Origin of the sequence: Panacagrimonas perspica, assembly GCF_004364935.1 — a bacterium.
Lineage (GTDB): Bacteria > Pseudomonadota > Gammaproteobacteria > Nevskiales > Nevskiaceae > Panacagrimonas > Panacagrimonas perspica.
This window is the reverse complement of sequence record NZ_SOBT01000009.1, coordinates 1,040,923-1,054,296: the sequence shown is the minus strand read 5'-3', so window position 1 is coordinate 1,054,296 and position 13,374 is coordinate 1,040,923. Positions and strand designations below refer to the sequence as shown.

Here is a 13,374-nt window from a genome sequence, read left to right as displayed (position 1 = left end):
AGGCTTGAGCGACGACGGCAACAGTCGGAGCACGCGCTCGATCCGACTCGCCGCGCGTGCGGCGGTCGAGCTGGTGAAATCGTCCGCCGGCGCCAATCTCGACTCGTCGCAGGTGCGCCGTTTTCTTAAAACCTCGCCTGGCTACCGCGCGTCACTTTTCGCCTTCGTGGGATTCGCCAGATCGGCGGGTTTTGCGATCGATATGCCCAAACAGCCGGGCAAGTCCCGCAAATCCAACCACGGCACCTCCGACATTAGGAAGATCGCTACGGACTATCTCTACTCGGCCTCCGAATTGCCGGACATCCTGCTTCTCGAGCAACCGAAGGATCGCAAGCATCGGCTTCAGTCCTGCAGCGAGGAACGACTTGGAGGAAGAACCGTCGGACGCGGGCGACTCGTACCCGAATCCCAAAAGGCCCTCTCCGTACGACGTCGGGGCGCCAGTAGCTGCCTCTTCCTCCGTGTCGACCGTTTCGACGGCTTTGCGCGGCGGATCTCGCGATGCGCCTTCCACTGCTTTTTCGCGTTCGCGCCGCGTCACTCTGGGAGGATCGATGAAAGGCGCCGCGTCGACGGTCGTCTTCGGCCGTCCGCGGCGCGCCGAGGGATCGGAGTGGTGAATCACCCTCAGGAGCGAGCGCCGCTCGGACCTCTCTCGCGCGCTGTCGGCCGGATCGGACGATCCTCCCACTGAGCCGGGTTCCGCGTCCTCGTCGAGAGGAAACCACTCGATGTCGCCGAGCGGCGGCAGCTGCACCGCGACCATCCGATGCACGTAGAACCGGTCGCGGTCCTTCTTCTCACCCCATGCACCGAGCGCTTCGATTCGCCAGCGATCACGCAGGGGCGGCAATGCCTCCACTCCGGTCTTCGAGTCGGTCAGATGCGCCCTGACGATGCGATTGACCATCCGGCCCGCCATTGATCGCGCGTATTCGTCGCGGGCAAGCATCGCCAGCACCGGGATCGTTCCTTCGGAAAGGCCCGGTTTGACGGCAAGCACGGTCCGATCGGCTTGGACGATTGACCGATAAGGATCGTAAAGAGCGCTCACGGCCGACTCGATAGGCGCGGAAAGCAAACGCAGCGTCAGCTCCGTATCGCGAAGGAACCACGAGCGCGCGATCTCGAACAGCGGGATCAGGATCTCGCGCGCGCGGCCGCTGCGCCGCCCGAGCTTGATCCGCATGACGTGGCCGCCGGACATGTCGGCCGGAATCTGCAGACCGCCGAAGCTCTCGGCTCGATGCTTCCTGCCGGCGGAGAAGATCGGGTATTCGATCGCGTCGGCGTTCTTCGCCGCCGGGTTCAGTTCCACGTGACAGCTCAACCGCTCCGCACGGTCTTCGCCGACGAATCGGCCGTCCTTCCACAACGTCCCCGGCGCCAATCGGCATAGAGCGCCGACGCCGATGTGCACGGTCTGCACGGAGGTTCCGGTGCCTTCCGCCGGCCGTACCTTCATCCGGCGAAATGCGACCCGAACCTCGAGCTCTCGGGGCGAAAACGGATTCCGACGCACTTCGCCGAGCCACTCGACACGCCACACCCGGCCGTCCATGGGCAGTGCCATGTGGATCACGTCGATCACGCGCGCCTCGATCCGACAATTCCGTCGCGACGACCCGCGACGCTGCCGAAAGCCCCTTCGGAGCGATCCCGCGTCCCTTTTCGTCCGCGCCCACGACGCGGCGATGCGAAGGGGCGCACTTTGTTCATCGGGACCGATCGTAGTGGGCGATTCCCGGAGCCTCCAATCGATTATTCGGATACCGCGATCGACGCGGCTTATGGAAGTCTATCGGCGAAGACGAGCGTGCGTTCGCACGCTGGCGCATCGAGGCAAGGGTCGTCACCCTGCATCCATCCGCAGGAGAACGAGATGAACCGAATCCGCCTCATCCGCCTGGTGCTCGAAGACGAGCGCGACGCCACGACCGAGATCTCGATTCCGGGTCCGGGCGACTTGGCTCACGTCGCAGTCGTCTTCGAAGTGGTGTTCGGGGCGTTGGGATTGGAAGTCGAGTCGCCCGCCGAGAACGAAGCCGTTCACTGACCGGCCCGGTCACGGAAAGCGAACAGGAGAAAGCCCGCCGTGCCCACGCACGGCGACCGTCGCGGGCTTTAACATGATTTCTGTCATTCCATTCTTCGGTCCACAGTCCCCGTATGAGCTGGTCAGACGTTGCCGACACCTCGTGCGCCATCGCGCGCGCCCTGGCCGTCGTGGGAGACCGATGGACCGGACTGATCCTTCGCGAGCTGTTTCTGGGCAACGTCCGCTTCGAGGCGATCCAGCTTCAGACCGGCGCTTCATCTCACCTGCTGTCCACCCGTCTCAAGCGGCTGGAGAAGGACGGCATCGTAGTCCGCCATCCTTGCGAAGACCACGCGACGCGGTACGAGTATCGTCTCACTCCGAGCGGATCGGATCTGCTTCCTTTCCTGTTGAGTCTGAAAGCCTGGGGCGAGAAGTGGGGCGGCTTTAGGTCGGGTGTCGAACCGGCGCAGGAAATCGTGCACCGTCGGTGCGGGCACTCGCCCGGCACCGGGGCGATCTGCGAGCACTGCGGCGAGCGTTACGGCGCAGCCGACATTGCCGTGCGTCTCGGGAAGAGGTTCAAGGCGGAACGTCGGACTCGGATCCGCGACGCTTGACCTGCCGCAGTCCGGCTCCTCCCCAAGGCTAAGTCAAATGGGCAGCGACAAATGCCGACGCCTTCATATCGATCGATAGCTGCGTTTCCAAGTAGGCTTTGGCCGTTTTCTTCTTCGCGTTGAGGTAGGAAATTGCCTTCGCCCGGACGGCCGGGACCGTGACGAACTTTTTCGAAACCAAGTCCTTCGAACTGTAAGCATTCCAATCGGCCGCACGACACACGGCGACAACGAAGTGAAAGGCCTTTTCGTTCGTGATGGCCGATGCCAACACACCATCGATCCTCGAGACGCTCACCGCGAAAGCATTAGCGATGTCGAACGTACTCGAGCCTGCATTCTCGAACAGGGTAGCGACCCACATCTCGGCCAGCACCGTGTGCTTCTTCACGGCTTCACCCAGCTTCGACGAGTACGGCCGCTTTTCAAACAGGCGTTCGATCTCTTCCTTGAAAGACGCGAGCAGCGTGGTCTCGTCGAGGGACTCGACGATGGACGCTACGATCGAGACGGGATGGCCCAATTCATATTCGTCCGCCGGAACCTTCGGCGAAACGATCTGGGCCGCCAGCAGGCTTTTCACCCGCGTCAGATGCACGCCGGACAGCGCCCCAGCCAACGAGCCGTCGGCCGTGAGCACGCCAAGGATGGAGGCCGCGTACTGTGTCGCGTCGGCCTTGGCTTCGAGCAGCTTTTTGGTCAAGGCTTCCTTTGCTGGTCCTTTTTTCAATCCCGCCAAGCCTACGAGGAAAAGCGTCGAGTTCCGTTGCACGACAGCATCGGTGTCGATGACACACTTTACGAGCTTGGCCACAAGCTGTGGTATCGCCTCCTCGTGTAGGGTCTCGATCTCGTTCTGAACGATCGCTGCGAGATCCGGGACGGCGGAGCTGGGGAAGACGTTGCTGTTCGACATCCGTTGAATCAACTCGTCGACCAGTTGCGTCGTCGAAAGGATGGGGCGGGCTAGGAAACGAGTGATCGATTCGTAAAAGATGAAGCGCGCCTCTTCCGGCGAAGGCGTGTGACCGGACGGATGTGCTGACTTGTTCCGCAAACTCCTCAAGGTATCGAGAAATGCAGCGTCGAGGCCGGAAAGGAGATTCTTGGATCCAAGCTGGTCGATCAGGAAGCTTTCGAAGACATCCTGGTCGTCCTTTCTCTTCTTGGCCTCGTTGTAGATCGTTTTCGCGGCGCTGTTGATGCCGGCGAGCTTACCCAACTTGTCCAGCAGATCGTCGAACAAAGCGATATAGCTGAGCACAATGCAACCGCGGTAGGCGCCTGCCATGTAGCAGCTCATCGCCTCGCGCATGTAGTTTCGAATCAGCTGCGACTCGATCGTCGCGAGCAGCTCTTCCATATCGGTCAAATGCGCCATGTGCGTGCCCGGTAGCCGACGGTCGTCGGCGCGCGCGATTCGCGCGCCGAGGGACCGGTCGAGCTCTGGATTGTCCCCGCATTACGGGCCGTTGACCAAAATCGCAAACGGCAAGCCGGACGCCGAAGTCCCCAGCGAAGCTCAGCGGGCGCTCGACGGCCCCGAGGCGGAGCCGATCATGCGGTCGAACCCCGTGCGGTCGGCATCGCCCCGTGCGGACCGGTCGGTCACCGAGGCCAGCCAGCATCCGAGAAAGCCGAGCGACATCGAGACGATCGCCGGAGAGTCGAGCGGGAACAGCGGCGCCGCGTTGCCGAGGGTCTTGACCCAGACGGTGGGTCCCGCGACGGTCAGCGCCACTGCGCTGCCCAGACCGACGCTTCCGCCCACCAAGGCTCCTCGGGTAGTCAGCCCCCGCCAGCTCATCGCCAGGAGCAGCACCGGGAAGTTGGCGCTCGCCGCTATGGCGAAGGCCAGTCCGACCATGAATGCGACATTCTGGTCTTTGAAGAGGAGCCCCAGCGCGATCGCCACCAGGCCGATGCCCACCGTCGCCGACTTGAAGATCAGCAGTTCGTCGCGCTCGACCGTCCGGTCCTTGCGAAACACGCTGGCGTATAGGTCGTGCGAGATCGCCGTGGCTCCCGACAGGGTGAGACCCGCCACCACCGCGAGGATCGTCGCGAAGGCGACCGCCGCCATGAACCCCATGAACGCGCTGCCGCCGACGGCGTCCGCGACGTGCATCGCCACCATGTTGTTGCCGCCGACCACCCCCTCGGCGCCCACGTATCGGGCGTCGCCCGGCAGCAGCGTGACGGCGCCGTATCCGATGGTGAAGATCAGAACGACGAACAACGCGAACAGCGAGACGGCGATGACGATGCTCTTGCGCGCCTCGAAGACGTTGTTGACCGTGAAGAAGCGCATGAGGATGTGCGGCAGGCCCGCCGTCCCGAACATCAGCGCGATTCCCAAGGAGATCGCGTTCAGCGGGTCCTTGAGCATCGGTCCTGCCGTGAGGATCGCGTCTCCGGCCTTATGGATTCCGACGGCGCTGTCGATCAGCGCGTCGTAGGAGAAGCCGAAGCGCGCCAATACCAGCAGAGCCATGGTCGAAGCGCCCCCCAGCAGCAGAACGGCTTTGACGATCTGAACCCAGGTCGTCGCCAGCATGCCTCCGAACGCGACGTAGGCCGTCATCAGCACGCCCACGAGGACGATCGCCACCTCATAGGGGAGACCGAAGAGCAAACGGACCAACTGCCCGGCCCCGACCATCTGCGCGATGAGATAGAAAGCGATCGTGACCAAGGAGCTGCTCGCCCCGAGGATGCGCACGGGCTTTTCCGAAAGGCGATAGCCGAGCACGTCGGTGAAGGTGAATCGCCCTAGCCGCCGCAGTCGCTCGGCGATCAGGAACATGATGATCGGCCATCCGACGACGAAACCGACGGCGTAGGCGAGTCCGTCGAAGCCTACCGAGTAGATCATCGACGAGATGCCGAGGAACGCAGCAGCCGACATGTAGTCGCCGGCCAGCGCCAAGCCGTTCTTCACACCGCCGATGCCGCCTCCAGCCGCGTACAGGTCCTCGCGCGTGTTGGTGCGACGCGCCGCCCACGCGGTAATGCCGACCGTGGCTAGGATCACGCAAAGGAAGATCGCGACGGACAGACCGTGGCCGCCGGCCCGCGCCGCGACATCCGCTCCGGTCGCCGCCGGGGCGCTGACCAGGAGGGTCGCGGGAATCCCGGCTCGCTTCAGTAACCGAACCATCGACCGGCGTCGCCAGGCGATGCGTCTGCGCGCGCGTCGGCGGCATTGGCGAAACGGACGTAGAGCACGGTGAGCGCCACGGCCAACACGATCACGCTCATCGCCAGGACGATCGACCACGGCAAAGCTCCGATCGCCGAAGACTTGGCGATTTCCGGGTACAGACTCGCGAACGCGAGCAGACCGAAATAGGCCGCACACACTCCTGCGCTGAGCAGGAAGGACAGCGCCTGATTCTTCATTCGAGACCTCCGGAAGCGTGATCCACTCGTCCCAACTGCACCGCCGCCGTCATTTCGCAACGACGCCGACCTTCTTCATGTACGGACCGCAGTCCTCCGAGAATCCGTCGCGGTCGACCAAGGCATGGAAATGCTTCATCGCCGTCGGATACGCGCTCCACACGTCCCGACCCAGGATCGGAACCAGTTTCGCGTCGACCAGGCGTTCCCGGTTTCTGAGTTCGTTGTGCAGCAATGCGAGCTCCGACACGAAGCAGATGTCGGCGAGCGACAAGGACTCGCCCGCGACGTACGGCGCATTGCCGAGCGCCGATTCGATGCCGGCCATGTAGGTCCAGAAGGCTTGCGAAGCTCTGGCGTGATCGGCCTCGAGGATGTCCTGCCCCAACATTCCGAGCAGGTATGCCTGCGTGTCCCGTCCGAAGATCAAGCTCGCGTCGAGAAACGCATCGATCCGCGAAGCGGTGAAAGCGTCGCTGCCGTACAGGCCGCTGTCGGCTCTTCCCAGGCGAGCGACCGTTCGCATGATGCTGTTCGATTCGAAGACCCCCACGGTGCCCTTGGAATCGAAAGCGGCAGGAACCGTCCCGAAGGGATTCAGGCGCAGGAATCGATCGCTTTTGAACAGACCCGACTTGAAGCCGGTCTTGCCGCCGCGGCGCAGGTGAGCCATTCCCTCCTGTTCGGTGTTCGACAGCGCACGCGCATCGAAATCCCACAGCCACGTCGAGAGCTCGCTCACCGGCGCGCCGCGAACGTCGACCTCGACCCCCGAGAGTCTCCCCGCGATCGTCGCCTTCCAAACGCGGGGGTTGGGCAGGTAGGTCAGGATTCTGATGGACGCCATGCGCGACTCCGCTTCATCGAGGGTAGGATTCCGGTTGCCGCGCCCTTCGATGAGAACGGGACCGCGTACGACCTCATAGGCCCACCGCAGATCGCTCCCCGGCGTTCTGGGCATTGCACTAGGGCGTCACCAGCAGAATGGCCCCGGCCTTGCCGACCGTCATCAAGTCGGTAGTTCCGGACCTGGCCAGCCCCACGTACCAAGACGAGGTGACGTTGGGATCGTCGATTTCGGACCACGTGCGTCCGTCGTCCTGGCTGACGAGCATCGAATACATGCCCACGGCCACCACTTTGCCGTTGCCCGTGGATCTGACTCCCGAGAGGATCGAGCTGCTGCTGTGCAAGCGGGTCCAAGTCGCGCCCCAATCGGCGCTGCGAAGAACGGTGCCTTCCTGGCCGACGGCGTAGGCAACGCCGTCGTCGCGGAAATCGAGCGCCAAGATCGACGCGTTCTCCTCGCGCACGTCCGGATTGCCCTTGTGAAGCACGATCCAGCTGCGGCCGAGGTCGCACGACCGGATGATGGTGCCGGCCTCGCCGGAGATCGTGATGTCGCCGTTCTCGTGCATCACCGCCGCATACAGATGCGGACTGAACGACAGGCCTTGGTCGGTGATCAGGGTCTCCCAGTTCGGCGCGATGGACGTCCAGGTCCGGCCGCGGTCGTGTGAGATCGCGGCGCTTCCGAAAGCACCCACCGCAACGGCGGTGCCGCGTCCGTTCACGCTGACCGACAGGAGCCGATCGGAAACCGCATCGGACTCGACCTGCGTGAAGGCGCCGCCGCCGTCGCGAACGAGGATCGTGCCCATCTGCCCGACGGCGATCGTGAGATTGCCCTTGGTGGACACGCCGAGGAGTGCCTTCGCGGTCGGAGACGCTTCGGCCTTCCATTCCCGCCCGGCATCGCGGGTGGACAGGATCTGCCCGCCGCCGCCCACCGCGTAGCCGACGGACCCGTCCATCGAAAGGCTCATCAGCGCCTGGTGCGGCGTACCGGTCCGCACGCTCTTCAACGTCGTGGCGCCGACCGCAGGGTTGCCGCCGATCGTGCCCGCGGCGAAGACTGCAGCGGTCAGAATCTTCGCGATCTTTCTCATGCCACGCTCCCTGCCATAGCCACGCGCCCGTTTTCGTCGTCGCTCTCGGTGAAGAGCGACAGATCCACTCCCTCGCCGACCAGCAGGTCCTTCCTGCGGACGAACGACGGCTTCACCAGCCACACCAGCAGCGGCAAGACGATGAGCGCCAGGACCATGTTGATCAGCATGGTGAGCGTGAGCAGCAGGCCCATGTCCGCCATGAACTTGAGCGCCGACAGGAAGTACCAGGGGGCGATGCCGACGAACATGATCGACGCCGTAAACATGATCGCCTTGCCGGTCGTGGTCAGCGACGCGTCGATGGCCTTGTCCCATTTCCCGTCGTGCGCGTGGAACTCTTCGCAGATGCGGGAGAGCAGGTAGATGCCGTAGTCGATGCCGACGCCCACGCCGATCGAGCACACCATCAACGAATTGATGTCGAGCCCGATGCCGATCAGGTGCATACACGACAGCAGCACGAAGTTCGCGAGGTTCACCGGGAACAGGAGCAGGATGCCGGCGACCGCGGAGCGGTAGGCGAAACTCGTTCCCAGGAAGATCACCAGGTTCAGAAGGGCGATGATTCCCCAGTGATAGCGCTCCACGACGTAGTTCGTGGCGTGCTGGAGCGCGATCGTTCCGGAACCCAGACGCACGGTGAAGTTCTCGTGGTCCACCCCGATCTGTTCCAGCGCGGCGCGGGCCGCCTCCAGGGCGCCGTCCACGGTCTCCTGCTTGTTGTCCTTGTACCAGAACGAAACCGTCGAATCCTTCTGGCGGAAGTCGACCACGTGCGAGAAGTTCTTCAGGTGCGTGCCGATCGTCACGGCCGTGGCCGCGGCGGTGACCGCGCGGTTCGTCGGGTCTACCGGATACCAACGCGGGTCGCCGCCCGAGAACAGACGATTGCCCTCCATCATGTAGTCGAAGAACGCGAGGCTGGCGCGCGGCGGGGCTTCGCTCTGCTCCATGTGAAGCTGCAGCTGCAACGCCGTCTCGACGGTCTTGGCTTCGAACGAGGTTCTCAGTAGAGGGTCCTCGCGATCCTTGGCCTCCAGGATCAGCTCGAGGGTATCGACGCCCGGGAAGTGCGAATTGATCATCCGCACGGCCGTGTTGTACTCCGAGTCGTGCCACAGCAGATTGCTGCCCTCGACCGGGTTGCCGATCTTGATCTGCAGCGCGGTGTAGACCGAGGCGACGGAGATCACGGCGACCACGATCGTGGTCACCTTCGCCGGGCCGCCATGGGTCAACCGGGCGATCTGACCGAGGATGTTCTTGAACATCTCGTGCACGCCGGAATGACCTTCCTTGCCGGTCAGGCGTCCGACGTTCTTCGGTGCGGGCAACGCCGAGAGCAGGAGGGAGATCAGCACCACGCCGGTCGGGATCAGCCAGATGCACCAGAACCCGCAGAAGATCGCGAAGCGTTCCATCGCCGGGATCGGCGCCACGGCGATCAGGAAGATGCCGACGATGTCCGTGAAGATGCCCAGGATGCTGGGCGCCATCATGACGCCCATCGTGATCTCGGCCGCCTTGCGGCGATCCTTCACGTGCCAGTAGATCTCGTAGAAGCGCTCGGTGAACTGCACGCAATGCGAGAAGGAGCGGGCGACCAGCAGCAACGGAACGACCATCAGCAGGGGCTCGATGGGCGACTTGAGCCAGCCGGTGAGACCGAAGCCCCAGATCGCTGCGACGGCGCTCGTGACGATAGGTGTGACGACGCCCACGACATTACGCATGTAGAGCGCCAGTGCGAGGATCAGCGCGGCGAGCGTGACGCCGAAGATCTTGAAAGTCTGCTTCTGCAGGTGGTAGACCCAGCCGGTGAGCGTGGGGCTGCCTGCGATATGGATCTCGGTATGTTCGTCGCGGGCTTTGGCGGCCAAGTCCTGGAGGCGCTCGAACGCTTCGCCGTAGTCCAGACGGTCCTCGATGAAGGTCGCGTTGATCACCGTGGCCGTGCTGTCGTTGGAGACCAGGAACACGTGCGCGTTGGGCGAACGGTCGACGCGGCTGCGGAAGTCCGCCACTTCTGCTTCGGACGTGGGAACCCGGTCGCCCATCAGAGGGCGCATGTCGATGCCCAGCGGCGTCGCCTCGGCGTAACGCGCCTTTTCGGTGGCGATCGAGATGATCTGGTCGTGGTCGACGCCGGGGATCAGATCGATGTCGCGCGTCAGCTTCCAGACTTTGGCCAGCGTATCGACGTTGTAGATCGTCCCGTCCTTACGCTTCACCATCACGATGACCGTGAGGGGATTGCCGAAGTTGGGGTGATCCTTGAAGACCTGCACGAAAGGATCGTCCTTCGGCAGCAGATCGGAGAAGATCGTCTTGAGTTCGACCTTCGGAAGCCCCGCGGCGAAGAAAGCGGTGATCAACGCGAAGACGATCGCGGTCGCTCCGCGATGCTGCATCACCCAACGTGCGAATCGGAATCTGAACGACTGGACCATGGCTCTCCTTTAGTTCTTCGAGGTCCACAAACCGCTGAGTCATGGAGCATAGAATGTCATCTATCATAAGAAAAACTCTTTATGTTTATGTCGAGCATCGATTCCGATGATGTTTGCGTGAAGCCGAGGCGACATAAGCGGGCCTGATGCGCACGATCGAAAGAAATGCTTTGACCGTTGTTTCTCCGGCACCCGAGCATCGACCCTCGTCCAAATCGGAATCCTCATGCACTCGAAGGAACGAATTCGCTTGTACGACCTCGCCATGGCGGACCCTTCGGTACGCGTGAGTCCGCACTGCTGGAAGGCGCGTTTCGCGCTGGCCCACAAGGGCCTCGAGGCGGATCTGGTCCCGTGGAGATTCCATCAGCGCGGCAGCGCCGAATCGGGAACCGCCACGGTGCCGTACCTGTTCGACGGCGATCAGCTGATCTCCGATTCCTGGAGGATCGCCGTCTATCTGGAATCCTGCTTCCCCGAGCGTCCGTCGCACTTCGGAAGCCCGGACGCCGTTCCCCTGGCACGGATGATCAACAGCTGGATCGATCTCACCGTGATGCCTCTGCTGGGTCGCGTGGTCATCCCGGATGTATTCGAGGCGCTGGATCCGCTGGATCAACCCTATTTCCGCGAAGCGCGGCAGAAGCGCTTCGGGATAACGTTCGAGGACCTGCGGGCGGAACGGGAGAGCTGGTCGCTTAAATTCCTGGATTCGCTGGCGCCGTTGCGGCGGCAGCTCTCGGACAACCCGTTCGTGTCCGGTACCGCTCCGGGATACGCCGACTACTGCGTGATGGGCGCTTTCATGTTCGCCCGCTGCACGGGCAACTCCAATCTGATCTCGCGGGCCGACGCATCCGTCGTCGCATGGAACGACCGGATGCTCGGCCTCTTCGGCGGACTGGGACGCTCCGCACCCGTCGTCATCTGACGACGGGCGCGCGCTGCAGCGTCAGTTGCCTGCGAATACCGCCTTCGTCGGGCCGCCGCTCGACCGGTAGGCCGAAAGACCGGTCTTCAGATCGCGCGAAGCCCAGATCGGCTTCTGGATCTCCGCCATCGCGTCGTCCGCTGCCGCCACGCCCTGATCGCAAGCGATCCGAGTGAGGTGCTTGGTCGCGGTGTGCGCAATCGTCGGCCCTGCCGCCAGCTCTTCGGCGATCTCGAACGTCTTGGCTTCGAGGTGTTCGTCGGCGACGACCTGGTTGATCAGGCCCCACCGCTCGAGCGTCGCCGGATCGTAGCGGCGCGCCAGGATCGACATCTCCTTGGCCCGCAGGGCGCCGGCACGTTGCGTCACGCGCTGGATCGCTCCCATCAGGGGGTGCAGACCGAGCGTGGCTTCCACCGATCCGATCTTGGAATTGGCGGAGCAGAGGATGTAGTCGCAGGCGAGCGCGAGCTCGAATCCGCCGCCCACGCAGATGCCGTGAATGCTCGCCACGATCGGAAGGGGGTACGTCTCGAGCGCGCGCAGGAAGCCCACGCAGTCGATGCCCAGCTTTCCTTCGCCTTTGTTCTCCACCATCGCGTCGAACAGTTCGATCTCCGCGCCGGCGGAGAAATGCCGTAGGCCGCTGCGGATGACGACGGCCTTGGCGCCTTCGCGTCGTGCCGCGTCGAGCTCGGACACGATCGCGTCGAGCAGTGCGGGCCCGAGGAGATTGTGCGGTCGATAGACCATCTTGAGCTCCGCTACGGCGCCCCGCATTTGGCGCTCCAGTACTCCTTCGACAGACATGCTCGACTCCTATGGTGATCGGTGTGGGAGGTGTGGCGTGTCGGCGCCGAAAGGCCGCCCACGCCGGAGGGCCGTGGTTCGGGCCCTCCACTCGAGTTCACGGTTCCGCGGATACGGGATACCGCTTCGGCAGATTCGCGATGTAGTCTAGGCACGCGCTCCCCCGGATATGAAGTTCATTCTTTTTATTCGGGCAATCACTTTCATCGATACGTTCGTACGTCCGCTCACCGGCCGGGACCGACGCGTAATCGCTGCACCGGCAGGTAGTGGAATGGAATTCCGACAGATCAGGCATTTCATGGCGGTGGTCGACGCCCGCGGCTTTACCAAGGCGGCCGAGTCGCTGTCGATCACCCAACCCGCGCTCTCCGCCAGCGTCTCCAAGCTCGAGGCCGAACTGGGCGTTCGTCTGCTCGACCGTTCCCGCACGAGGGCGATCCCGACACGCGAAGGACTGAAGCTGATGGAACGCATGACGCCGGTCATGCACGCGTGCGACGCGTTGGGGAACGAGGTGCGTCTCGCATCCACCCCGAGTCCGCTGCGGATCGGCTTGCTGAAGACCGTCGCCACGCGGCCGTTGGCGAACCTGGTGCGGACCTTCAAGCGTGCGAATCCTCACGCCGCCATCTCGCTCTTCGAGGGGGACGCCGACGATCTCCAGGCGCGACTCGAATCGTCCGAGATCGACGCGATCATCACGAGCTCGAAGCCGGTCCGGCGCACCAACGCCTTCAAGTATCTCCTCAAGGAACGCTACGTCCTAGCCGTCCCCCTCGACCACAAGCTCGCCAGCGAGTCGGCCGTTCCGCTCGAGGTCCTGAAGGAGGAGCCGATCGTCTCGCGTACCCAATGCGAGATGTTCAAGGACACCGTCGACGTCCTGGCGCGCCGACGGATCAAGCCGAAGGTCGCCTATCACACCGACCAGGACGATCGCGCGATCAGCTTGGTCGCCGCAGGCATCGGCGTCGCGATGGTGCCCGAGCTGCTCGACGATCCGGACGTGGCGCAGGTCCCGTTCTCGGACTTCGACCTGACCAGGACGATCTCCGTGCAGTGGAAGAAGGGCTCGCAGGCCAAGCTGGTCAAGGACTTCGTTTTCTACGCCGCGTCGCATCGCTGGGGCCGGGCCCGCTCCGCCGCGTAGCGGTGCGAACCGGGA

The 13,374-nt window shown here is 63.5% G+C and carries 12 protein-coding genes; 4 read left to right on the top strand and 8 right to left on the bottom strand.

Going from position 1 to position 13,374, the window contains the following annotated elements; translation table 11 throughout:
* Nucleotides 1-151 precede the first annotated feature (151 nt).
* The gene (locus DFR24_RS16240) at nucleotides 152-1,594 is read right to left on the bottom strand and encodes a hypothetical protein (RefSeq protein ID WP_133882427.1); all 1,443 of its coding nucleotides are present in this window, start codon (nucleotides 1,592-1,594) and stop codon (nucleotides 152-154) included.
* A gap of 291 nt (nucleotides 1,595-1,885) precedes the next feature.
* Here DFR24_RS16240 and DFR24_RS24470 point away from each other — a divergent pair, with 291 nt between their 5' ends.
* Nucleotides 1,886-2,059, top strand: a complete 174-nt coding sequence (locus tag DFR24_RS24470) for a hypothetical protein (protein ID WP_162851255.1) — start codon at nucleotides 1,886-1,888, stop codon at nucleotides 2,057-2,059.
* 113 nt (nucleotides 2,060-2,172) lie between these two features.
* Entirely contained in the window at nucleotides 2,173-2,661 is a 489-nt protein-coding gene (locus DFR24_RS16235; RefSeq protein WP_133882426.1) for a winged helix-turn-helix transcriptional regulator, read from the top strand.
* A gap of 28 nt (nucleotides 2,662-2,689) precedes the next feature.
* Here the strand turns inward: DFR24_RS16235 and DFR24_RS16230 are convergent, their stop codons facing one another.
* The 6 genes from DFR24_RS16230 to DFR24_RS16205 all read right to left on the bottom strand — a co-directional run bounded on the left by DFR24_RS16230 (nucleotide 2,690) and on the right by DFR24_RS16205 (nucleotide 10,465).
* On the bottom strand, nucleotides 2,690-4,042 hold the full coding sequence (locus DFR24_RS16230) for a hypothetical protein (protein ID WP_133882425.1): 1,353 nt from the start codon (nucleotides 4,040-4,042) through the stop codon (nucleotides 2,690-2,692).
* A 141-nt stretch (nucleotides 4,043-4,183) separates the two neighbouring features.
* The gene (locus DFR24_RS16225; RefSeq protein ID WP_133882583.1) at nucleotides 4,184-5,821 is read right to left on the bottom strand and encodes a sodium:solute symporter family transporter; all 1,638 of its coding nucleotides are present in this window, start codon (nucleotides 5,819-5,821) and stop codon (nucleotides 4,184-4,186) included.
* Nucleotides 5,806-6,123, bottom strand: coding sequence for a DUF485 domain-containing protein (locus DFR24_RS16220; protein ID WP_281280180.1), 318 nt, complete (start codon nucleotides 6,121-6,123; stop codon nucleotides 5,806-5,808). Before DFR24_RS16220 ends, DFR24_RS16225 begins: the two co-directional genes overlap by 16 nt.
* Nucleotides 6,113-6,910, bottom strand: a complete 798-nt coding sequence (locus DFR24_RS16215; RefSeq protein WP_133882423.1) for a glutathione S-transferase family protein — start codon at nucleotides 6,908-6,910, stop codon at nucleotides 6,113-6,115. Before DFR24_RS16215 ends, DFR24_RS16220 begins: the two co-directional genes overlap by 11 nt.
* 118 nt (nucleotides 6,911-7,028) lie before the next feature.
* Nucleotides 7,029-8,012, bottom strand: coding sequence for a WD40/YVTN/BNR-like repeat-containing protein (locus tag DFR24_RS16210; protein WP_133882422.1), 984 nt, complete (start codon nucleotides 8,010-8,012; stop codon nucleotides 7,029-7,031).
* Entirely contained in the window at nucleotides 8,009-10,465 is a 2,457-nt protein-coding gene (locus tag DFR24_RS16205) for an efflux RND transporter permease subunit (RefSeq protein ID WP_133882421.1), read from the bottom strand. Before DFR24_RS16205 ends, DFR24_RS16210 begins: the two co-directional genes overlap by 4 nt.
* A gap of 250 nt (nucleotides 10,466-10,715) precedes the next feature.
* Here DFR24_RS16205 and DFR24_RS16200 point away from each other — a divergent pair, with 250 nt between their 5' ends.
* On the top strand, nucleotides 10,716-11,396 hold the full coding sequence (locus DFR24_RS16200) for a glutathione S-transferase N-terminal domain-containing protein (RefSeq protein ID WP_211346611.1): 681 nt from the start codon (nucleotides 10,716-10,718) through the stop codon (nucleotides 11,394-11,396).
* Nucleotides 11,397-11,417: 21 nt separating this feature from the next.
* Here DFR24_RS16200 and DFR24_RS16195 read toward each other — a convergent pair whose 3' ends face one another.
* Nucleotides 11,418-12,206, bottom strand: a complete 789-nt coding sequence (locus tag DFR24_RS16195; RefSeq protein ID WP_133882419.1) for an enoyl-CoA hydratase/isomerase family protein — start codon at nucleotides 12,204-12,206, stop codon at nucleotides 11,418-11,420.
* A 274-nt stretch (nucleotides 12,207-12,480) separates the two neighbouring features.
* Here DFR24_RS16195 and DFR24_RS16190 point away from each other — a divergent pair, with 274 nt between their 5' ends.
* Entirely contained in the window at nucleotides 12,481-13,359 is an 879-nt protein-coding gene (locus tag DFR24_RS16190; RefSeq protein ID WP_162851254.1) for a LysR family transcriptional regulator, read from the top strand.
* The last annotated feature ends 15 nt before the right edge of the window (nucleotides 13,360-13,374 follow it).

What these genes read in the sequence shown, in the direction of transcription:
- DFR24_RS16195 (WP_133882419.1), bottom strand. Translation starts at nt 12,206, where the DNA reads ATGTCTGTCGAAGGAGTACTGGAGCGCCAAATGCGGGGCGCCGTAGCG.
- DFR24_RS24470 (WP_162851255.1), top strand. Translation starts at nt 1,886, where the DNA reads ATGAACCGAATCCGCCTCATCCGCCTGGTGCTCGAAGACGAGCGCGAC.
- DFR24_RS16235 (WP_133882426.1), top strand. Translation starts at nt 2,173, where the DNA reads ATGAGCTGGTCAGACGTTGCCGACACCTCGTGCGCCATCGCGCGCGCC.
- DFR24_RS16190 (WP_162851254.1), top strand. Translation starts at nt 12,481, where the DNA reads ATGGAATTCCGACAGATCAGGCATTTCATGGCGGTGGTCGACGCCCGC.
- DFR24_RS16215 (WP_133882423.1), bottom strand. Translation starts at nt 6,910, where the DNA reads ATGGCGTCCATCAGAATCCTGACCTACCTGCCCAACCCCCGCGTTTGG.
- DFR24_RS16230 (WP_133882425.1), bottom strand. Translation starts at nt 4,042, where the DNA reads ATGGCGCATTTGACCGATATGGAAGAGCTGCTCGCGACGATCGAGTCG.
- DFR24_RS16210 (WP_133882422.1), bottom strand. Translation starts at nt 8,012, where the DNA reads ATGAGAAAGATCGCGAAGATTCTGACCGCTGCAGTCTTCGCCGCGGGC.
- DFR24_RS16225 (WP_133882583.1), bottom strand. Translation starts at nt 5,821, where the DNA reads ATGGTTCGGTTACTGAAGCGAGCCGGGATTCCCGCGACCCTCCTGGTC.
- DFR24_RS16205 (WP_133882421.1), bottom strand. Translation starts at nt 10,465, where the DNA reads ATGGTCCAGTCGTTCAGATTCCGATTCGCACGTTGGGTGATGCAGCAT.